The 21,274-nt window shown below is 42.6% G+C and carries 22 protein-coding genes, 1 tRNA gene and 1 pseudogene; 5 read left to right on the forward strand and 19 right to left on the reverse strand.

What is annotated here, in order from left to right; all coding sequences use genetic code 11:
• Positions 1-54: 54 nt before the first annotated feature.
• Positions 55-813 (reverse strand): annotated as a pseudogene (gene comGA, locus AC0VXY_RS14450) (competence type IV pilus ATPase ComGA); the annotation flags it as partial.
• A 197-nt stretch (positions 814-1,010) separates the two neighbouring features.
• Here comGA and AC0VXY_RS14455 point away from each other — a divergent pair.
• Positions 1,011-1,082 (forward strand) — tRNA-Gln (locus AC0VXY_RS14455).
• A gap of 349 nt (positions 1,083-1,431) precedes the next feature.
• Here AC0VXY_RS14455 and AC0VXY_RS14460 read toward each other — a convergent pair.
• The gene (locus AC0VXY_RS14460) at positions 1,432-1,812 is read right to left on the reverse strand and encodes a Spx/MgsR family RNA polymerase-binding regulatory protein (protein ID WP_475525648.1); all 381 of its coding nucleotides are present in this window, start codon (positions 1,810-1,812) and stop codon (positions 1,432-1,434) included.
• A gap of 278 nt (positions 1,813-2,090) precedes the next feature.
• On the opposite strand from AC0VXY_RS14460, the gene AC0VXY_RS14465 reads away from it, so the two are divergent.
• On the forward strand, positions 2,091-2,336 hold the full coding sequence (locus tag AC0VXY_RS14465) for a DUF2626 domain-containing protein (protein WP_034757675.1): 246 nt from the start codon (positions 2,091-2,093) through the stop codon (positions 2,334-2,336).
• 40 nt (positions 2,337-2,376) lie between these two features.
• Here AC0VXY_RS14465 and AC0VXY_RS14470 read toward each other — a convergent pair whose 3' ends face one another.
• Positions 2,377-3,012: an MBL fold metallo-hydrolase gene (locus AC0VXY_RS14470; RefSeq protein ID WP_475525649.1), complete on the reverse strand. Its 636-nt coding sequence runs from the start codon at positions 3,010-3,012 to the stop codon at positions 2,377-2,379.
• A 196-nt stretch (positions 3,013-3,208) separates the two neighbouring features.
• Here AC0VXY_RS14470 and AC0VXY_RS14475 point away from each other — a divergent pair, with 196 nt between their 5' ends.
• Together AC0VXY_RS14475 and AC0VXY_RS14480 are read left to right on the forward strand one after the other, a co-directional pair.
• On the forward strand, positions 3,209-3,382 hold the full coding sequence (locus AC0VXY_RS14475; RefSeq protein ID WP_034757672.1) for a DUF2759 domain-containing protein: 174 nt from the start codon (positions 3,209-3,211) through the stop codon (positions 3,380-3,382).
• A 214-nt stretch (positions 3,383-3,596) separates the two neighbouring features.
• Positions 3,597-3,950: a winged helix-turn-helix transcriptional regulator gene (locus AC0VXY_RS14480; protein WP_034757670.1), complete on the forward strand. Its 354-nt coding sequence runs from the start codon at positions 3,597-3,599 to the stop codon at positions 3,948-3,950.
• Between the two features lie 50 nt (positions 3,951-4,000).
• On the opposite strand, the gene AC0VXY_RS14485 is transcribed toward AC0VXY_RS14480, so the two are convergent.
• The 7 genes from AC0VXY_RS14485 to AC0VXY_RS14515 form a co-directional block, all read right to left on the reverse strand.
• Positions 4,001-4,315: an MTH1187 family thiamine-binding protein gene (locus tag AC0VXY_RS14485; protein ID WP_435990151.1), complete on the reverse strand. Its 315-nt coding sequence runs from the start codon at positions 4,313-4,315 to the stop codon at positions 4,001-4,003.
• Positions 4,315-5,421: a YqgU-like beta propeller domain-containing protein gene (locus tag AC0VXY_RS14490; protein ID WP_475525651.1), complete on the reverse strand. Its 1,107-nt coding sequence runs from the start codon at positions 5,419-5,421 to the stop codon at positions 4,315-4,317. The genes AC0VXY_RS14485 and AC0VXY_RS14490 overlap by 1 nt, the downstream gene beginning before the upstream one ends.
• A 243-nt stretch (positions 5,422-5,664) precedes the next feature.
• Entirely contained in the window at positions 5,665-6,861 is a 1,197-nt protein-coding gene (locus tag AC0VXY_RS14495) for a M14 family metallopeptidase (protein WP_475525652.1), read from the reverse strand.
• Positions 6,862-6,959: 98 nt separating this feature from the next.
• A complete protein-coding gene (locus tag AC0VXY_RS14500; protein WP_475525653.1) occupies positions 6,960-8,837 on the reverse strand; it encodes an LTA synthase family protein in 1,878 nt (625 codons plus the stop codon).
• Positions 8,838-9,165: 328 nt separating this feature from the next.
• Positions 9,166-10,134: an ROK family glucokinase gene (locus AC0VXY_RS14505; protein ID WP_435990147.1), complete on the reverse strand. Its 969-nt coding sequence runs from the start codon at positions 10,132-10,134 to the stop codon at positions 9,166-9,168.
• A 5-nt stretch (positions 10,135-10,139) separates the two neighbouring features.
• Positions 10,140-10,346, reverse strand: coding sequence for a YqgQ family protein (locus tag AC0VXY_RS14510; protein ID WP_435990146.1), 207 nt, complete (start codon positions 10,344-10,346; stop codon positions 10,140-10,142).
• Between the two features lie 145 nt (positions 10,347-10,491).
• Positions 10,492-11,952 carry a spore germination protein gene (locus tag AC0VXY_RS14515; RefSeq protein ID WP_475525654.1) on the reverse strand — a complete coding sequence of 487 codons (1,461 nt, stop codon included), beginning with the start codon at positions 11,950-11,952 and terminating at the stop codon, positions 10,492-10,494.
• A 141-nt stretch (positions 11,953-12,093) separates the two neighbouring features.
• Here AC0VXY_RS14515 and AC0VXY_RS14520 point away from each other — a divergent pair, with 141 nt between their 5' ends.
• The gene (locus AC0VXY_RS14520; protein WP_435990144.1) at positions 12,094-12,969 is read left to right on the forward strand and encodes a hypothetical protein; all 876 of its coding nucleotides are present in this window, start codon (positions 12,094-12,096) and stop codon (positions 12,967-12,969) included.
• Here the strand turns inward: AC0VXY_RS14520 and AC0VXY_RS14525 are convergent.
• The 9 genes from AC0VXY_RS14525 to AC0VXY_RS14565 all read right to left on the reverse strand — a co-directional run bounded on the left by AC0VXY_RS14525 (position 12,966) and on the right by AC0VXY_RS14565 (position 21,189).
• Positions 12,966-14,489, reverse strand: a complete 1,524-nt coding sequence (locus AC0VXY_RS14525) for a rhomboid family intramembrane serine protease (RefSeq protein WP_435990143.1) — start codon at positions 14,487-14,489, stop codon at positions 12,966-12,968. The genes AC0VXY_RS14520 and AC0VXY_RS14525 overlap by 4 nt on opposite strands.
• Before the next feature lie 138 nt (positions 14,490-14,627).
• Complete coding sequence (locus AC0VXY_RS14530) at positions 14,628-14,810, reverse strand: hypothetical protein (RefSeq protein WP_318019851.1); 183 nt, start codon at positions 14,808-14,810, stop codon at positions 14,628-14,630.
• 80 nt (positions 14,811-14,890) lie between these two features.
• Positions 14,891-15,673: a DUF92 domain-containing protein gene (locus AC0VXY_RS14535; protein WP_475525655.1), complete on the reverse strand. Its 783-nt coding sequence runs from the start codon at positions 15,671-15,673 to the stop codon at positions 14,891-14,893.
• The gene (locus tag AC0VXY_RS14540; RefSeq protein WP_435990141.1) at positions 15,663-16,229 is read right to left on the reverse strand and encodes a 5-formyltetrahydrofolate cyclo-ligase; all 567 of its coding nucleotides are present in this window, start codon (positions 16,227-16,229) and stop codon (positions 15,663-15,665) included. Before AC0VXY_RS14540 ends, AC0VXY_RS14535 begins: the two co-directional genes overlap by 11 nt.
• 141 nt (positions 16,230-16,370) lie before the next feature.
• On the reverse strand, positions 16,371-16,520 hold the full coding sequence (gene rpmG / locus AC0VXY_RS14545; RefSeq protein ID WP_064091498.1) for a 50S ribosomal protein L33: 150 nt from the start codon (positions 16,518-16,520) through the stop codon (positions 16,371-16,373).
• 57 nt (positions 16,521-16,577) lie between these two features.
• Positions 16,578-17,159, reverse strand: a complete 582-nt coding sequence (locus tag AC0VXY_RS14550; RefSeq protein WP_475525656.1) for a hypothetical protein — start codon at positions 17,157-17,159, stop codon at positions 16,578-16,580.
• A 6-nt stretch (positions 17,160-17,165) separates the two neighbouring features.
• Positions 17,166-18,173, reverse strand: a complete 1,008-nt coding sequence (locus AC0VXY_RS14555; RefSeq protein WP_475525657.1) for a nucleotidyltransferase family protein — start codon at positions 18,171-18,173, stop codon at positions 17,166-17,168.
• Positions 18,170-20,491 (reverse strand): glycosyltransferase family 4 protein, encoded by a 2,322-nt coding sequence (locus AC0VXY_RS14560; protein ID WP_475525658.1) that lies wholly within the window; start codon positions 20,489-20,491, stop codon positions 18,170-18,172. The genes AC0VXY_RS14555 and AC0VXY_RS14560 overlap by 4 nt, the downstream gene beginning before the upstream one ends.
• Complete coding sequence (locus AC0VXY_RS14565; RefSeq protein WP_475525659.1) at positions 20,488-21,189, reverse strand: DUF4912 domain-containing protein; 702 nt, start codon at positions 21,187-21,189, stop codon at positions 20,488-20,490. Before AC0VXY_RS14565 ends, AC0VXY_RS14560 begins: the two co-directional genes overlap by 4 nt.
• Positions 21,190-21,274 lie beyond the last annotated feature (85 nt).

A 21,274-nucleotide genomic window follows, 5' to 3' on the forward strand; every position in this document is an offset into this window, starting at 1 on the left:
TTAAAGATATTTTAACAATCAAATACTGATTCTTTTTTTGCATGGTCCTATTAATATGACTGGGTGACCTGTCAGGGACGCCCGTATCGCAATCTCTGCCGTCTCCCGGTCCCGGATTTCCCCCACCATGATGATATCGGGATCATGCCGCAAAATAGCTTTTAATCCCGTGGAATACGTAATCCCTGCTTTTTCATTTACCTGGATCTGCACCATTTCATCATGCTGCTTCTCCACGGGATCCTCAAGGGTGATCACATTCCGGTTCAAGGCGACGGAGCAATGGTGCACGAGGGAATACAAAGTGGTCGTTTTACCACTTCCGGTCGGTCCTGTAAACAGAATGAGCCCATGGGAATGCATAAGAAGTGCAAGAAGTTTTTTAGCTGATGACGGGTATAGTGACATTTTTTCAATGGGAATCTGGTATTTTTGTGGGAGTATCCGAATGACGAGACTTTCTTTTAAATGGGTGGTTGGCAGGGTGGAAATCCTGAGAGATAGGGGTGTGTTTTTTACGGTAAGGCTGAAGGAGCCGCTTTGGGGTTTACGCTTTTCACCGATATCCATGGAGGCCATGAACTTCAGATGGGCAATCAAGCGGTCTGCCTGATCCGGGTCTATGGTCTGGAACGGAACCAGTACCCCGAGCTTTCTGAATTGAATCAAGTAATCTTTCGTTCTGGGAATCAAATGAACATCTGTTGCATCATTGCTGAACGCTTCTCCGATCATCACTTCCGATAATGATTCGACTGAGTGAAATATGGATTGGCACCACCTTTCTGTTTTCTTAAAGTATATATACGACATTAATTGGCAAAATCCTTCTTTTTTTGAAAGAATTTTTAATTAAAAGTCTCTTTCAGTTGCCCCCGATACTATTATCAATATCAACCAAACCATTATTACAACAGACAATGCATTCCGAAAACATTTTAATAACTTTTAACAATACATGAATAGATCGTCAAAATACATCCATACTATATTTTGTAAAGACGATTCAATGGGCTATAGCCAAGCGGTAAGGCATCGCACTTTGACTGCGACATGCGTTGGTTCGAATCCAGCTAGCCCAGTAAGAAAAGCGGAAGGGGCTCGCACTGGGGCGACAAGCATAAGACGAGTAACCAAAAAAGGCGCCTTTTGCCTTTTTAGGTTACTTGGCTTATGACCTCGAGCCCCAAGCCCCTGCAGCTGGACATCTCGAACAGCGGAGGGGCTTTGCCCAGAGGCGACAAGCATAAGATGAGGAACCCGGAAAGGCGTTCTTTGCCTTTTTGGGTTCCTTAGCTTATGACCTCGAGCCTCTAAGCCCCGCAGCTGGATAATCGAAAAGCGGAAACGGCTCGTTCAGCCCCGATAACTTATAACCATTGAAAAAGGCAGGCACTTGAATTTCAAGTGCCTGCCTTTTTCAATTACCGTCTAGCTGCTTTTCTTCAGTGATCTGTTTTTGTTCGCCAAACTCTGAAGGCCATCTGGATTGTAGCCGACGACCAGTTTTTTTCCGTCTGTCAAAAGGGGCCTGCGAAGAAGTTTCGGTTCATCGATGATTAGTTTAATCACTTCTGATAATGGCAGATCGTCCACGTTTTTACCCAAGTCTTTGAACGTTTGGCTTCTTGTGGCAAGTATTTCATCAAGTCCATCAGTCGTTAAGGATAGTAGATCCATCAGCTCTTTATGTGTAGGAGTCTCTCTAAATAGGTGTCTCTCATCAAAATCGACGGAATGTGCGGTTAACCACTTTTTGGCTTTTCGGCAAGAGGTACAGCTTGGATAAGTAAAAAATGTCAGGTTGTTCACTTTATTGACCTCCTTTAAATTGAACTTTCTTATTCATTAAACATATTGTATATTAATTGTATAACTTTTGTACAGTAATATCACTTGGGAATTTGTGATTATTTTTTTACATTAAATGAGTTAATCTAAAATAATTCGTAAGTTATAGAGAAAATGAAAGTTTCATGTTTAGTTAACAAGCATTCGTCACAAACTAACTTCAAACACATATTTACTTTTATGGTAGTATTCATTTATAATATTGAGTGATGGACTTAGGGTGCAAAGGAGGGTTACATATGGATCGTATGTTTAGAGTTCTTGGGTTTTGGACTGGTATTTTTGCCGTTATGTTCTATCTTGGTGATATGACCACGACATCATTAATCTTTTTAGGCCAAACCGGATTCTTCATTATGCTTAGCTATTTAAAACTGTCCGAACGCATGTATATTTATGTTTTCGGTGCCTACTTAACAGTGTTCTTTGCAGGTTTTACTTATTGGACGACCTTTATGATGACTCCTGGTGCAGGAGGACACTAGAAAAAATCCCTTCAGCTTGTAGCTGAAGGGATTTTTTTATTTAGAAGCCGTTCAAGAAAGGATTGGAATCCATTTCCGCTTCAATCGATGTTTCAGGACCGTGACCTGGTAGGACTGTGGTATCCTCCGGCAGGGTCAATAACTTATCATGAATACTTGTTAATAATTCTTTCTGGTTTCCACCCGGCAAATCAGATCTCCCGATACTGCCCATAAATAAAGTATCTCCTGCTAATACGATTCCACATTCTTGTACATAATAAGAAATACTACCGGGTGAATGACCAGGTGTTTCGAATAATTGCAGTTGAAAGTCACCAATTTTCAAGTTCTTTTCATTTGTCAGTATGTAATCCGCTGGCTTCAGTCTGACGGGCTCGCCCATCATGAATAGCTGTGATCCATTCAATGAAGGATCTAATAACCACTGTGCCTCTTTTTCATGTACATATACAGGGATGCTGAAGTGGTCCCTCATTTGATCAACCGCTCCAATATGATCAAAATGAGCATGAGTGAGAAGAATGGCTAAAGGAGACAATGATTGATTCTCCAACCATTGAATGAGTTTATCCCCTTCTCCACCGGGATCAATCACCAGGCAATCATTATTGGCGTTCCATAGGATATAACAGTTGGTTTGCAGAGGGCCTAAGGGCATTTGTTTCCATTGCAACGTTTCCACCTCCATTTGTGATACTTTTATTGTATCAGAACTTCCGTCATCATAAAAATGAGGTCGACATAGAAGTGTCAAACTTTTTGACCTCGACAAACAGGAGAAAAACCTATAAAATGTTAATGGGTGCATTTATGTACATAGTGTTACAATAGAATCAGTAAAACGCATTTTAATGAAAGGGGTCATATAAATGGGTCTTGTAATTATTACTTCACTGGTTACATTATTAGCTTTATTCGCAGTAGTAAGCACGTTCAAAAACAAGAATGCAATGGGAATCCTTTTCTCATTGGCGACATTAGGTGTCTTTGGATGGTTTACAATTATGACTGTCCTTCACTCTGGATACCCAGGTGGCCATTAATTAAAAAATGTTACACATTAAAAAGCCTTCCAATTTGTTTTGGAAGGCTTTTTAATTTTCCCCACTCCCGCTATAGGTACCCAAAAGTACCCTATGGACCTTTTGGATGTGTACGTTATAATAATGGTGAAATATATCTTCAAGGAAATGGGATATTCCCTATCCTTGCAGCTGATTCTATATAATATTTGACTTTAGATGTGGAGGCAATGATATGAAAAAATACAATATACCCGTAGAAGCTTCCTTGGAAGTGATCGGTGGCAAGTGGAAGGTCGTCATCCTCTGTCATTTGATTAAAAGCAAGCGAAGAACCAGTGAACTAAAACGTTTGATGCCTGGAATAACACAGAAAATGCTGACCCAGCAATTGAGGGAACTTGAAGCAGATGGCGTCATAAACCGGATCATTTATAATCAGGTCCCTCCAAAGGTGGAGTACGAACTGACAGAGTACGGATGGTCGTTAAAAGAGCCTCTGGATATGTTATGTGCATGGGGTGAGCAGCACATCGAAAAAACCTATCCCGACAAAAGTGAAGTCCTTTTGGAAAGTGAAGAAGTTTGATCGGTTCCTATAAAAAGAGTGGGCATGGATGCCCACTCTTTTTATATCCGTTATTTTTCTAATTTACGCTGGACGGAAGAAAGTTTTCCTTCCATGGTGGATGGCTTATCCCTGCGGTCATCAATTCTGATATTGGTTGCCACACGCTGGATCCCTTGTTGGAATGGGGACTCATGAATATCTTGAATCACTTGGAAAAGAACGGGGAGTTCCCCCTCTATAATAGTATTCATGGGAGTAAGTTGAAAACGGATCTTCCCTTCCTCTTCATACCCCTTAAGGATCCCATGCAGATCCGCAACATATGAACTTACGCTGGGAGATTCCGTTCCGATTGGTATTACTGTTACATCGACTATCGCCATTACATATCTGCTCCTTCTTCTTTTAATAGTTGGATGATACTTGGGTTCTTCAAATTGATTACTTTTTCAAGTTGATTTCCATATAAACAGGATTCTCCATCAGGAGAACACTTTATGGGTTCTAAAGGAAGATCATCAAACAGGACATCTTCCTTTCCGGAATTCGTGTCCCACCCCTTTAAAGAAAACGTGCCCGAGTACGTATCAAAGGAACCTGGTTCATTGGCAACGAACGTAATCAACCGCCCCGTCCCTTCTATCATATCATAGTAAGGGATTAACCAATCAGAGTAACGGCTTAAGAGGTCAACTGTAAATTCGGACTGAACTTCCCCGGTGGAATGAATGAACTGATACGTAAAAGGCCCATTTTCTTCTCGTGGGAAGACCGCTAACAGAGAATCGTTGAATTGATTGAAATGGATACTATCCTCCACGATCGTTTCCTTCTTACCATCGAGGATATTTTGAGCGATCAGGGGTGCCGATACGCTCACTTCATCTTTGCTCCAATCCTGATAAAGGACGGAGGATGCTGATTGCCACTGAACAAACGGCTGTTCTACCTCAATGGGATCCATGGTCCTGTCCCCGATATTCATTTCAAAGACCTGAAAGCTCCAATCTTCATTGAAAGTCGTGATTAACAAAGTATCATCATTGAACGGATTCCAGGAATGAGTCAAGTCGTAGGAAGGAACGTCCTTTTGAAATTGCACTTCCCCTGATCTATTGATGATCGTCAGTTGGGCTGAATAGGATGCCGGAGAGGAATGAATGAGTATTTTTTTCTTATCAGGTGAGATGCTTGCGCTCACATAAGAGGGTTGTACATCATAAATTTTTTGATTGCTTCCGTCATACACATTGTAGATATAAAAGGACGTCATACCATCCTTTTCCCGTACAGAAAGGATTTCTGAACTGGACAGCCAGCCGACATTTTCTATAAATCCTTCTGCAGGAAGGATATTGACCATCATTTCTTTCTTATGAGCCTTTTCTTTCTCTGAGGGGGAAGATTGTGTTTCTTCCGGCTGACATGCCGTTAACCACAGAATGCACATTATGAAAAATATCAACACACTACTTTTTTTCTTTTTCATCCACTTCCCCCTTCTCCTGTATTCCATATTAATTAGTACGTTTCAAACGTAAAAATGTTTCAATAAGATTAAAAAAACATTACAAAAATTCAAAAAAGTGATGACCAGATGTTCAGACACACATCATTAGGGTCACCACAAGAGGTTACTATTCAATAGGATGATGATTAATTTTACTCCTGATTTTCGTTTTCTACAATAGATATTTATGGAACTTGTAAAAAGATTTTTCGAGTATTTTCTTCATTCATACCACCGATAGATTGATACGAGTAAAATACCGAGTACGTCCTGATAGATTTCATCGAATTGTGATAGGGGCAAGGGGTTGATGCCTCTTCCTAATTCAAGGGTGAACCCTGATTTCTTGAATTCTTTGACAAACCAATCTTTATATCCAGCGTAACTATCAATATAACGGACGGATTCATACCCGCTCACTCTGGTGAAATCTTTTGCAAGTTTAGCGGCTTCCGGAGGCTCCAATCCATCATACCCCCAGTAAAATTCTTTCCCCTGGGTGTGCAGGGCAAGAAGTCGATCGAATTTTTCTTGCCGGGCAAGCTTAGCCATTGCGATGGTTTCAGGTTCTGAGAGTGGCTTATATCCTGGGAAATCTCTTGGAGCAGGTTCTTTCTCCTCCTTCCTTTCCTGCTCGACTTCCCATTTGGCAGGGAACTGATTGTTCAGATCCACGCCTCTAATATTGGCTTTCCATCCGGTAAAATCGGTACTTCCCCTATTGAGAGCGATCACTTCCGTTCTTTTATCGCCGGGGGGACCGTTCAGAACAAGGTCCACTCCATCGGGATTCACCATGGGGACGAGTGACAACGTCACATCTGCATATATGGGCAGGGTTTGTATTCCCCTCATAAGCTGACTGTTGGTCAAGGAAAGTAAATAATCATTGATAAACGTCATGAGGACAGATGTGGTGATCCACTCATTCCCATGAAAAGAAGCATTCATATGAACTTTCTTCTTTCCGCTTCCTATCCTTATTTCGATGAGATCTTTTCCACCTACACTTTCGCCTGTCGATCTTAATTTTATAAAGGGATAGAGCTCTTTTAAACGTTGTACATCTCCCTCAAATCTTGGTGAACCGTAGGCCTGTTTACCATTGACGATGGGTGAAACCACCCTGGAGGGAAGAATGATAGTTGAACCAACTTGTAATCCATTGGGATTAACACCTTCGTTCATTAGAAGTAACGCATCGACACCGATGTTCCGGTTTTGGGCAAGGGACCAAAAAGAATCACCCTGTTTAATAGAATGATTTTCTTTCCTGAATCCTGGAAGTTGTATCTCTGTACCGATTTTCAATCTATTCGGATCAACGGAAGGATTTGAATCGATGATTAACTGGACCGGGATATAAAACAGTTGGCTGTAGTACCAGAGGGTATCGCCACTGCGCACTTTCACTTTCATAATGGAACCTCCCCATTCATATGTCCTTACTTACATGTATGAATGGTTCAAAAATTCATGACAAAAAAAGCCTGCGAAACCTTTCGCAAGCTTTAACTTTATGATTCATCGTCATCACGATATTCGGTTTCCCCATAAAAGCGGAGCAGATCTCCATAAATGATCTTATCGGAGTATTCCAGCTCATTAGTAACACGCTCTTTGAATGGTTCACAATATTTCATATCGGTTTTTTCTTCCGTTTCCTTATTCCAGCATTTTTCACCTGCATACACATAGTCTTTCGAGATGAACCGTCCGTCACGGAGTATGGCCAGGTCCTCATGTTCATGGGAGAAGAGGTCAGAACCAAATTGAATGTCCTTTTTGGTATCGATTCCGAGAAGGTGCATGATGGTCGGCTTTAAGTCGATTTGTCCTGAAACCTTGGAAATGGTTTTCCCTTCCTCACCGGGAATGTGGATGATCAGTGGCACCTGTTGGAGCTGAGTGCTTACAAACGGGGTGATGTCTTTACCGAGATATTGACTCATCGCTTTATTGTGATTCTCTGAAATCCCATAATGGTCTCCATACATCACGATGACGGAATTGTCATACAGACCGGACTCCTTTAAGTCCGTAATGAAGTTCTTCACCGCTTCATCCATGTAACGGACCGTCTGGAAATAACGATTCACCGTACCGTCCTTGGATGTATAAGGATCGATCAACTGATCTTCTTCATCAAGCGTGAAAGGATAATGATTCGTTAATGTAATCATCTTCGTACTAAACGGTTGAGGCATTTGTTTCATATGCTCCACAGATTGCTCGAAGAACGGGATATCTTTCATCCCCCAGTTCACAGAGTTTTCTTCTGTCACATCATAATCAGGTAACGAATAATATCGGTCATACCCCAGGGAATCATACATGATGTCACGATTCCAGAAGCTTTTATTGTTTGCGTGCATAGCTGATGTATAATATCCGTTTTCCCCCAGTTTTTCCGTCATGGACTCAAATTCATTCCCTGAATGGGTAAAGAATACCGCTCCACGGTTCAACGGATAAAGGGAGTTGTCCATGATGAACTCGGAATCGGACGTCTTCCCTTGTTGGGTTTGATGGTAGAATTGATCAAAGTAGTAGCTTTCCCCTATGAAATCATTAAGGAAAGGAGTGATTTCCTGTCCATTCACTTCACTGTTGATGACAAAGTTCTGCAGTGACTCAAGGGACACAATGATTAAATTCTTATCTTTTGCCACCCCGAACATTTCCTTATCGGGCCGGGTGTAACCCGCTCTGACGTAATTGTCGATATCTGCCAGTTCACTTCCGTCCGCAAGAGCTCTCTGGGCAGAAGATTTGGATTGCAGGAAAAGATCGTATACATGATAATTATATGTTCCGATATTCTTGACCAGCATTTCACGGTCAAATGTCCTGGTCAGAAGCTGAGGTCTTTCCGATTCTGCCAATCCAAGGTTAAAGAAAACCAGTGCTGTTGCAACGAGGAAATAAGCCCGTCGATTGGCTTTAGAATAGTTCTGTAAAGAAAACCAGGTTGGTTTCAACTTTATAATGAAAATCAATACGATCACATCGGTGAAATAGAAAAGATCCTTCCAGCTCATGATTGCACTGGCGCTCGTGCCTAAATCAGAGAAATTGCTTGTTTGGAATAGGACAGGCAATGTCAAAAAGTCATCGAAGAATCGGTAGAATACTACGTTTCCGTACAGGATAAACGAGAGGACGAAGCTTGCAGTGATGATATACCGGGTGCGAGACTTATCCTTTTTAAGAAGTAAGCCCACTCCGAAGATGAATAGTAAGAAACTTAGTGGATTAATGAATAGAATCAGTTCCTGGAGAGCGTTTTCTATCTTTATATCAAAACTGGTTTTGTAGACAATATACGTTTTGATCCAAAGGAACAAAGCTGCGATAATGATAAGCGGTACCTTTGGTATTTTCTTTACATTCATTTATTCAACCTCCTTGCTACAAACGGTTCAATCGTATGTAACACTTTCATTATTTTAATAGGGAAATCATTCCTAACGAAACCTTGACTCATCTTCATTATTTATTTACATAACGTTTAACGTGGATACATTATGGGGGTGTATAATGATTGATGCCTTATTCTCCTACCCATACTATTAGACGGATGAAACCATTAAAAGTTTCAATAAAACCTCATTAATTAAAAACAGTTCATTTGTCATTAGGTGTTTTAGACTACTATTCCAAATAAAAAAAAGAACCCTCCATAAAGGAAAGCTCTCTTTCGAATTTCACTTTAAGGTCAAATCAAATCTTGTTCTTGACCAACCAGGCTGCCCCGATCACACCGGCATCATTTCCAAGCGTGGCAATACTTAAGTGTGTAGAAGTGCGGACCGTCGGAAATGAAAACTGTTCAAAAAATGTAATGACCGGCTTTAATAAGATGTCCCCTGCTTTAGAGACTCCCCCACCAATCACGATTTTTTCAGGGTTCAGCCCATTTCCGAGATTCGCAAGTGATAACCCGAGATAGAAGGCTAATTGATCAATGACTGCCAAGGCAAGTCCATCTTGGTTTCTTGCTGCATCAAAGATATCCTTGGCGCTGATTGAACCGTGGGAATCCCTCAGGGCCCGAAGCGTTGATTCTTCCCCTGTGGCATCGAGTTTTTCGTTTGCGAGGCGGACGACACCGGTCGCTGAGGCAACGGTTTCAAGACACCCTGTCTTCCCGCAATTACACTGGTATCCGCCTTCCGGTACGACGGTGATATGGCCGATTTCACCACCTGCTCCTTTCACACCGTGAACGATATTGCCATTTGTGATCACACCGCCCCCTACGCCCGTACCTAATGTCACACATACGATATCCTTCGCCCCATCGCCTGCACCCTTCCACATCTCACCGAGTGCCGCACAGTTTGCATCATTGTCAATGACTGCATGTAATCCTGTTTCGACCTCAAGCAAATCTTTTAAAGGCGTATTATTCTCCCAGCCTAGATTGACCGCTTCGTAAATGATTCCTTTAGCCGTATCGACGGGTCCAGGTGCACCCATACCAATCCCAACCAGTTTATCCTTGCTCTGATCCAATTCTTCAAGCTTTTGATCTATCGCTTTCGCAATATTCACAATGATATTTTTTCCGTTTTCCGATTTATCCGTGGGGATTTCCCATTTATGTAAAAGCTCACCGTATTTACTCAAGAACGCAATCTTTGTTGTCGTTCCTCCTAAATCAACTCCAACTAACCATTTTTCTGTCATTTTTATCACCTGTCCTGTTTTTCTTTTTCAATTTCTATTTCATGACGCAACAAAAATAAAGCGGTCTGAAAATCCCGGGTATCGATCAGTTGGGATTGATAGAGTTCCTTTAATTCGCCTTCCATTAGTTGCAGGTCGGAAAGACGATGTCCAACATATATAATCGTTCCATAATTTTTGAGTAACTGTTGGATATCATAAATCGTTTTCATGCCATACACCTGCTTTCTCTTCTTCCCTATAAAGTATAAGTGAAAACCGCTTTCTTCTCAATCCTAAACAAACCAGTACGGACACAAAACAAAAAGAGATTTCCTTAAAGGAATATCCAGTAAGAAAATCTCTTTTCTATCGTTTCTAACGATCCGGATCTTTCGGATGCAGAAATCGCGGCCGCCTGTTCTTAAGGGGGATCGGGGAACGAATGAATACATCCCTGAATGCCCTGAGATTGAAGGGAATAAATGGCCACATATATGGAATGCCAAACGAACTCATTCTTGAGAGCATGATGATCCATAAGAATACACCCACTACAAATCCATATGCACCAAATAAAGCCGTACATATCAATAGGAAAATCCGCACCAGTCGATTAGCCAGACTCATCTCATAACTCGGGGTCGAGAACGTTCCGATGGCAGCGATCGCCAGGTAAAGAATGACCTCATTAATGAACAGCCCGACTTCAACCGCAACCTGCCCGATCATCAAAGCTGCAACGAGGCCAAGGGCGGTTGCCAGGGAAGACGGGGTATGTATGGCGGCCATCCTTAAAATATCGATCCCAATTTCAATGATTAAAAACTGAAGGAATAACGGGACTTCCCCTACATCATTCGGACCGATATAGGCCATGGGTTCCGGCAGCAGCTCCGGATGGATCGCAAATAAATAATAAAGGGGCAGTAAAAAGATCGATGTCCACACCGCAATAAACCTTACAAAACGCAGATAAGCCCCTACAGAAGGTTTATTCCTGTATTCTTCAGCATGCTGAAGATGATGCCAAAACGTGGTCGGGGTGATGAGGACACTCGGAGAACCATCCACCATGATGAGAACATGTCCCTCATATAGGTGAGATGCCGCAGTATCAGGTCTTTCCGTGTACCGGACCAGCGGATAGGGATTCCAATGCCGTCCCGCAATGTACTCTTCCAACGTTTTCTCCCCCATGGGAAGGCCGTCTGTATCGATCTTCGAGAGTGCATCTTTGATTTTATGCACCAACTTAGGGTCGGCAATGTCTTCTATATAACTGACAACGATGTCCGTTTTAGATCTTCTGCCTATTTGCATGTATTCCATGCGAAGAGAAGGATCGCGCACCCTCCGTCTTGTCAATGCTGTGTTAAATACAATCGTCTCGACATATCCGTCCCTTGAACCCCTTACCACCCGTTCTAAATCAGGTTCTTGAGGCCCTCTGACCGGATACGTCCTGGCATCAATCATAATAACCTTGTCAATGCCGTCCACGACAAGTGCTGTCGGACCTGCCAGTACTAAATCGATCACCTGATTCAAGTCATCTACTTGTTCAATCTCTATATAAGGAATATACGTTTTTAAAAGCTTTTCTAGCGTATCCTCTTCCAATTGTTCAGGACTGAGTCCAGATAAGAGCTTCATCAGATAATGCATAATATCATCTTTAACGAAGCCATCCACTAAAAACATGGCCATCTTTCTTTCTGCATACTCCAGATCCAACTGAATGACATCAAAGCTCTTGTCTACTGCTAAAGTATCCCTTAAATAATTGGTGTTTTCTTCAATCTGAATAGAGACAGGCTTTTTCTTCTCATTCGACATTAGCCTTCACTTCCAATACCTTTACATGATTTTCCATCTTTACCATACTAGACAAAGAAGCCTGAAATCATACATCCTATCATATTCAATCCCATCGATTCATACTATGTAGAAAATGGACAAACCACTGGAGTGAACAAAATGAAGGATAGGCTGAAAGAAGCAATGCCATTTCTGGTGCTCATGTGTATAGTGGCTGTGGGCATTCAATTTATTTACAAGCCGCAAAGCCGGGAGAGCATCATTTTCTTTCCCATTAATGAAAACGTATCTTATGAATCGGCCACGACGCTTCTAATGCTCCAACCGGAAAAGAAAAATGATCATTATGAGGTAAATTGGAAGGTCTCTTCAAAGCTTGATACTCCCGCTTATTTACGTCAGGATGTCGGCTTTTTATATATGAATGGGAGATTGAAGGGTCTGATGAATGAATGGGAACAGGATACAGATCAGATTGATGAGGAATCGACCATAAAGGGGAAAGAGAGCAGTATTCTCCAAGCAGTAACGTTTCACTATTCTGAAATACATGAATCAGACACAGAGTTCACCAGCGCCCAGAAAATGTCAGAAGATACGCTGTACGTGATCGATTCCAATTTCAGTCCATTAAATGCCTTCAGGCAACCCGGGAGCGACACGGAAAAAGAATGGAAGAACATCCTGGACAAAGTGACGTCCCAACAACTCGATTATTTATGGGAAAATGCCCTTTCCTCCATGGGCATCAATGTCGATGAATACACCCCCATCCCACTGACCAGTCTCGCGATGTACGATGGCCGTCCCTTGGAGGGCTTCACCAGAAAGGAATGGGATCGCCTGATCGGTAATCTATGGGAAGGACTATATAAAAACTATTATTTAGGGATTAAAAAAGAGGACGGCTCTGTGGTGGAATCCATCGACAGTGCCATTCCTCTACTATTAGTTAAAAAAGATAAAAAAGAAGTCCTTGTGCTGCTCGTTGATCGTTATGGGGGCGCGTCCTTACTCAGACAGTTGATATCTTAATTGCTCCCTTGTAACTCTTTATAAAGTTTCTCATACTTTTCATCCTGCCTATTTAATTCATAGGCTTTTTTTGCGTGGAGGTAAGCTTCTTCCCTTTCCCCGGTATCGATCAATATCAAGGCAAGATTGTAGTGGGCTTCATGAAATCGATCATCTTCCTTTATTGCAGAGGTCAAATGCTTCTTCGCCGGTGCTAATTTATTCTGCTTGATTTCAGCATAGGAAAGGTAGAAATAGGTTTGTGCATTCGGAGCTCCTTCTTCCACTACAGGGGTAAGAAGGTCCTCGGCTTCCGCCCACTCCTGATTCGATATCTTTTCCTGGGCGACCCCATTTGCCGTATCGACATCCCAGGAACTTGAATCCTCTCCGATGCCATTCCATACCAATATACCTGTTATAAGAATGCTTCCAAGAAGAAACAGGAGCTGACGCACCGGCCGGATTGCGTTTGGCAGACTGACGATCCCTGCCGCAAGGAATCCTCCAATAAGACCCCCGATATGGCCAGCGTTGTCAATGCCGGGAAGGCTGAATCCCAGGACCAGATTCAATAAGATGACCGCAATGATATTGGTTCCCATGGTGCGGAAGAAAACATTTGGATGTAATACCCCAAAGTACAGGAGAGCACCGAAACAACCAAAGATCGCCCCACTTGCCCCTGCTGAAAGATTGGATGTAAACAGGAAGCTTGCAAGCGTGCCTGCGACTCCCGACAGTATATAAATGAGAACGAACCGGAGCCTGCCGAACATTTTCTCCACTGCCATTCCGAGATAATAAAGAGCGAGTGTGTTCATCAAGAGATGCAGTAATCCTATATGCAGGAAGATTGGTGTGATGAGGCGCCACCACTCCCCTTCTATCATAAGAGGATTATATTTTGCACCGAATTGAATGAGCGTCTCGGGGTCCTTACTCCCTCCATTCATTTCAAGAATGAGGAACATGATCACTTGAACAGCAATAAAGAGATAAGTAAAAAACGGTTTCCCTCTTTCAAATAACTGTCTCTCTTTCTGAATTTGCTTGGAGGAAGACGTCATGGCCATATTTTTGATCCAATTAACATTGGCTACCAATACTTCAGGGGGGAGCTCCCAGTCTCCATCATTGAAAAGTGGATGGGCTTTTAGCTTTTCCACACTTTCATCTCCATCTAGCAGGATAGGTTGGATGGTCGTTTTATGACGGTTCACCGGGTCGAGGAATAGATCTGGATCCCCATCGACAGGTGGAAAAGTAGATATGTAGAGATTCTTTATATGAAGCTGTCTTTTCTTCAGGGTTTTCCTGATTTTTTCTCCATTCATGGAGGTCAATTCCAAATCTCTCTTGACCCAGTTACCCCAATCCAGGTCCTTTCGAACGATCCGGACGATGTTTCCTTCTTTCATTCCTGAATTCTCCAACCATATTTCATCCTGGTCGGGGGAAAGATTCAGGATCCGATATTGTTTATATTCCACTAAATAGTGGGCTACTTTCCAAAATAAATAATGATATCGTAAATCCACAACATCCACTACTTTCTTTTTACTCTTTTAACCTACCGAAATTTCAATGTGTCTCCCCCTACTATACCGAACCTGTTTTTAATGTGTAAACAAAAAAGGCTGCAGGATGGGGTATGGCCCTCCTGCAGCCTTTTTTGGTCAAGAGCGGAATGCGCCCTGAATGAACTTCGAGCGAATACCGGGGATTCCCATGGCCGCTCTTACAGCAAATTTCCGTAGTAGAAAGTTCCCTAATAACAAGTTTAACAAACGATATCGATTCGGAACCAAAAAGAGAACCAAACCTCCGAGCACTAACCATTTTGTCCATCCGTTCATCATGATCCCTCCTGCTTATAGTTTGGATCATAACCGATTGGCTTATCCCATAAATTTATCTAAACCTGGCATTTTTTTGCCTGCTACCAATAGAGGAGAAGAAGGATCACTCCGGACATTAAGCTTGAAATGGCATTGACAAGTTCATTATTCATCCAGTAGCCCTTCGTTCTTTCGGTAGGCTGTCTGCAGTGGACAGTGGATTCCGTCTGTATCCCGCACACCCGGCACCTGTAATCCAATTGTACATACGCACCCAGCAATGTATCCAGGAGATTTCCAAGAAACCCGGAAAGTGTGATCAATATAAAGAGTGTGGTATCCATACCAACCAGCATGACCAGGGCTGCCAGTGCGATAAAAGCTGCACCCAGGACCGCCGCGATTGTACCGATAGGAGAAACGGCTCCCGATGTGCCTTTTGGAACTCTCCGGAACGACCTTAGGGAAAACGGTTGTTTCTGACTTAAAGGACCAATTTCAGAAGCCCAGGTATCCGAATTTGCCCCTGCAACCGATGCAACAAAAGCAAATGACCATACGTTTTCCCCTGTTATGCTGAACAACAGGGCGAATAGTGCTGCAGGTCCGCCGTTTGCCAATACTTGCTGCCAATCTCGTTTGGACGTCTTAGCGAGCCGGTCCTCTATCCCGATTTTGTGCTTTTTGAATAGATGAGACCATATACTTGACGAAAGGAAGAATGCCCCCAATACAAACAAGCCCCGGAAACCATATGCGATACCAATGAAAAGCCCGACCAACACCGCCATCCAAGCCCCTGATATACTTAAATTCTTGGTCCTCCATCCTCCAATCGCGATGGCAGGGATAAAGAGAAGAAGAAAGAAGAACTCAATCTTCACAATCGATCCGTCTCAAGTCCGTCAATATGGTTGACACCTGCATATCAAAGGATTCGATCGGCAATGATTCGACCATTTGCTCTTCAAAGGCAAGAGACACTGTGGTTCCTGAAAAGACTGAAAGCAGCCGGTCATAATATCCCCCACCAAACCCAAGACGGTAACCCGCATTGGTATAAGATAACCCCGGTACGATCATCAATTCAATGGATTCGTTATTTACAGCAACGGACTTCTCCGGGTCCGGTTCATATAAATTAAAATAAGATTGTTCCAACTGATGAAAATCATTCAGTTTATAAAAAACCAACTGGCGGTTCTCCGGGAGACACTTTGGCACGACGACTGTCTTTCCCTCTTCCCAGCCTCTCTTAATGATATTCCAAGTATCGAGTTCCGGAGGCTTTGAAATGGTAATTGATACAATGCTGCTTCGCTTCCACTCGGGAGACCCAAAAAGGCGCTGTTCTATTTCGAAACATTTTTGTTGAAATGCAATATGACCAATGGATTTTAAAACTTGCAGCTGAGATTTCCGCTTTTCCTTTTTAGACATATGATCCCTCCACGCTTACTATCCTGAAATTATTTTAACGGATTTCACGCATAAATGCGACAGCCCTTACGCCAGCTACTCTTCAGTATAAATTAGAACCTAATAAAGCATAAAAAAAAGCAGCGGATAAAATCCGGCTGCTTATTTCGTTTCGCGGTGAAGAGTCACACGCTTTAATTTCGGGCAATATTTTTTTAGCTCTAAACGGTCTGGGTTGTTACGCTTGTTCTTAGTAGTAATATAGTTACGCTCACCAGTTTCTGTGCAAGCCAAAGTAATGTTTACACGCATTATAATTTCCCTCCAAACATATACATCTTCTACTATTCATACGACTTTTATATAATATCACTTTTCCCCGGGAAATGCTAGTCCGTTTTTTATTCTATCACTTAAATTTGCAACCTCTTCTTCCATCTCACCTTCAACGGCATATACTTTCCCCTGTTTCACTTCGAAGGGCTTGAAAGAGAAATCCAGCATATACACCATCATATTGAGGCCATTTGTTATGGGATGGTAGTATAAGCTACCTTTGCTTAAGGATTTCTTCCAAAGTTTGAGCCCCTTCAGATTAAGAGGATAGATTGTTTTCTTTACAGATTCTGCACAGGAAACAATATTGGTGATGGCAACCCGTTTTCCGCTGTAATTCCAGAATGTATCCTTCGAAAGGGACAGAACCCCCACTCCATCTTCCTTGCAGGCGAGCCACTCGATGAGAAAGAAAACTTTTAGCTGGCGATTTTCTTTTGACATATTCTCCATTTCGAATACATAAGATTCACCCCACCCTTCAACCTCTTCCTTCACTCTTACTTTAATATCCGTTAGGGAAGAACATTTCTCAGAGTGGACGGGCGTATACTCATTTTTCTTGTTCCAGGCAATTCCTTGAATATGAAACGTTCGATTCAGATTCTCCCTCATTAGCCTCTACACCTTTTGCCAGATTTTTATTTTCTTTCCGTAATATCTTGCAAACTCCCTTGCCAGATTTCTTCTGTCCGCATTGGAATAGATGATAAATCCTCTCTTTGGATCACTTATGATTTTCGTCCGGCCCCCATCCCTGTGGTCGAATACGATTTCTTTCTGACTGGAGGAAGACGGAACCGTCTCAAGCAGTTTTGCAAGCACCATCGGTTTCTTTCCATTTGGACAGGCTACCTGCAGACGGGTGATGAAAGGCTCCATCAAGCCCTTTGAATGATGGAATCCTTTCTTAAAAGAGGGAGGAGAGAAATGTCCCCTCATAAGATCGTCCCTTGCACATTTATATTCTTCCGGGTTACCGATGTCTCTCCAATAAGCACTGGTCTTAAACACGTATACTTCTTCATTATTCAACAAAAGCCGGGGAATGAAATCCTGCCCGAAATCTTTGGCACCAATGTGGGCATATCGATCCAAAAGCCGTGGATCAAGCATATATACACCTGTATTGACTTCATTACCCGTCCACTCTTCGGGCTTTTCGATAAAACCGACTAATTTGCGGGTTTCGTCCGTATGACAGATTCCATATTCTTTTGGATTCACCACTTCCTTTGACACCACGGTCATGACCGCTCTTTTCTCATAATGGAATTCAATGACCTTGTCGATGGGAATATTGGTAAAAGCATCCCCGCTAAGAACCAGGAACGGTTCTCGCAGCCTGTGCCGTGCGAGGAATATGCCACCCGCTGTCCCCAGTGGGGATTTTTCCTCAAGATATGTGATATTCACATTGAACCGTTTCCCGTTTCCGAAGTAATCTTTAATGGTCTCACTTTTATAACAAGTCGTAATCAATATATCTTTTATTCCATAAGAACTTAGGAGGTTAATGCTATATTCAAGTATTGGCTTATTCAGTATCGGGACCATGGGCTTCGCAACGGACATCGTATATGGCCTTAATCGCCTGCCTTCTCCACCTGCCAATATAACCGCCTTCATCTTTTTATGCCCTCGACTTTTGATTGAAGAAGCACATCATCATATACATGAATGGTCTGATCTGCGATCCGGTCCCAGCTGAACATGGACTGTGCCATTTTAAAACCCAGTTCACCCAGCTGTTCCGATTTTTGGGGATCTTCAATTAATGAAATCAATTGAGTATAGAGACTATGTTCCTGATTGGGTTCAAATAATAAGCCGGTTTGTTCGTGTTTCACAATGGACTTCAGTCCACCGGTATTGGAAGCGACCACGCCTTTCCGGAAGGCCATCGCCTCCAGGGCAACAATCCCAAACGGTTCGTACAAACTTGGAAAGATGACGGCCAGGCAATTCTTCAAATGGTCATTTCGTTCACGATCCGAAATGTATCCGACAAATGATACGGAATCAGAAAGCTGCTCCTCGATAACCGTCTTTCGATATTGCTCGAGCATCGGACCCTTCCCTGCTATGACGAAGGAGATGTTATAACCCTTTTCCTTTAACCGTGAGGCTGCACGGATGATGGTATCAAATCCTTTCTCATGAACCATCCTTCCAATTGAAAAAAAGTATGGCGTCGATGGTTTGGAAAAGGTATAGGGGGATAACTGGTCCAGTTTCTCCATTTCCACACCGTTTGGTATGACAGCGATTGGTGCTTCTATCGTGAATAAGCTCTTGATTTCGTCTTTCATATGCTCACTGCAGACGATGAGATGATCAGAAGCACCGATGAGAAGCTGCTCTTCCCCATGGATCTTGTGTTGCAAATCGGTGTAAATCCCTTGATTCCTGCCATGTTCGGTAGCATGGATCGTTGTAATGAGAGGAAGGGAATAATAGTCTTTCAGCTTCATCGCTGATGTCGATACGATCCAATCATGGGCATGGATATGTGTGATTCTTTCATCTCGTATCAAGTCATGCGCGTACTGAATGAAGGACTGATTCAAATCGAATACCCATTTAAAGAAATCTTCTTCATATGGATGCAAAGGATGCACCCGATGTATCGTGACACCTTCCAATTGCTCCTGGGGAAGTGCATCATTTGCCTTAGTGGTAAGAACATGCACATGCTTTCCTTTTTTTACAAGATTGTTGGCTAAATCATACACATGTCTCGATAACCCACCCACGATATTCGGCGGATACTCCCAGGAAAGGATCAGCACTGAATCATGCTTCTCTCCCACGTCACCCTTCATTCCGATGGAGAGCTTCTCCAGAATGTCGTCAGATGGAAAAGGGATCATTCTCTTGCGATGAAGAAGGAGATGTCCATCCTTATGCCCATCCATGACTTGTTCAAGCAACCGGTCGAAATGAACCGTAGTTAATCCATTCTCATCTTTAAACCCTTCCATGCTCGATACCCATTCCCTTATAATCTGAAAGGCCCACTCTGTTTCGGCTGACAACGCAACCATATTCTCCAACTGCTCTTCCATGCGATGAACCACCCGAATATTCCGAATGGCTGAATCTGCCATGATCGGGATTGGCTTCTCCATTCCAAGATACCCGAAGCCCACCCTTGAAAGAGCGGTAGGTTCTTCCAGCATGATTTCCATTGTATGACGGGCATTCCCTCTATCCAGTTTCAGTAATGCATCATAGTCTGATAGCGTCTTTACGAATACGATTGAAAGTGGTTGATCGTTTTCTTCCCGGGAGTCAATGCCCTCCTCAACAGGAATGAGCTTCAATCCCCTCGGCGTCCTGATCACACCTCTGTTCTGTTCCTTCTCACTATGTTCATAGGAAAAGGAAGAAATGAATGTATAGTCAATGCCTTGCTGAGTGAGATAAAGATCAATCCCCGGTACATACGCGGCTTGAGGTAACCAGAACGTCTTAGGAATCATTTGAAAATATTGCTTGAATAGTAATGTACTCATCCGAACCTGGAATTCAATGGCCCGTGGAGTCCGGTAATGGGTTAATGGAAAAGGACTTACCGCCGTAGGGATGACGGTTGCTTTTCCTTCCAATGCGAGATGTTTGTAGGCTTGTACGAGATTCATGTCATAAGTTGACCACTGTGAATAGATGAACTGCCACTTATGTTTATCATGAGAGCCTGCTTGCAGGAGGTTGCTTTGAATGATAGCGTTCGCCCTCTCTTTAAACTCTTCGCTCATAAAAAGGGAGAAAAGGAGAGGATTCAACACGACAGGAATGGAACCACTCTCATTCCGATCAAGGAATTCGATCAATTCTCCATTCTCTAAAAGTAATGCAGTAAGCATATCTTCCCGCTCAAACACTTGAGAATATGAATATTCATTACATGTTGGATACACGATGATTTCTGAAAGAGCCTTCATGCCTTTTCCTCCCCATTCATGACATAATACGAATACGTGCTGACATGCTCCACCCACTTTGGTTCCTTGATTAATCCCTGCTCGTATTCCACCAACTCTTTCATACTGTGCGCCTCCTGTTGATGAGAGGTTCTCGGGGTATGAATGACATTGGAACGGGTAAAGGCAACAAAGTCCCCTGACGGTAGCCGCAAACCGATTTCCATGCAGTAGCTCCGGTTTTCCTTTAATCCGTTCAGGAACCAATCGGTTTCTGTAAATGGTACATACGAATCCGAATGGTGATGTTGATTATGACCATTAAAAGAAATAGAAGTAATATCATATAATCGAAGAACAAATGGCTGTGGGTCGGAGTTCATCTTAAAATGAGCCTTCACATGCCGGATCCAGTCATGGGAAATGTTCCAATAACAATAGATCCTGGAAGAAGTTGAAAACGTAATCGATAACTCGGTGGCTCTCGGGTTTCTCACTCTGCCCTTAGGCATCTTCCTGCCAAAAGCTGCTCTTCCTACACGCTTCTTCGGTGTTTCCGGTTCTATCATTTCAACATCTGCTGGAACCGGGCTATTCTCCAATGCTTTCTGGTACTTCACCCATTGATATTGTACCTTACCCACGGTTGTATTCAGTTCTTTGGCAATCCTCCTGAATGACACACCTTGTTCTTTTAACTTGATTATTTCTGTGATCAAAACCATTCCTCCTAAAACGAAACATTTATTATATGAATTCAATCTAAATATTATGACAATTAATCTTAAATTTATCGTAACACCG

This window comes from Rossellomorea sp. QJM3NY_18, from assembly GCF_056173145.1.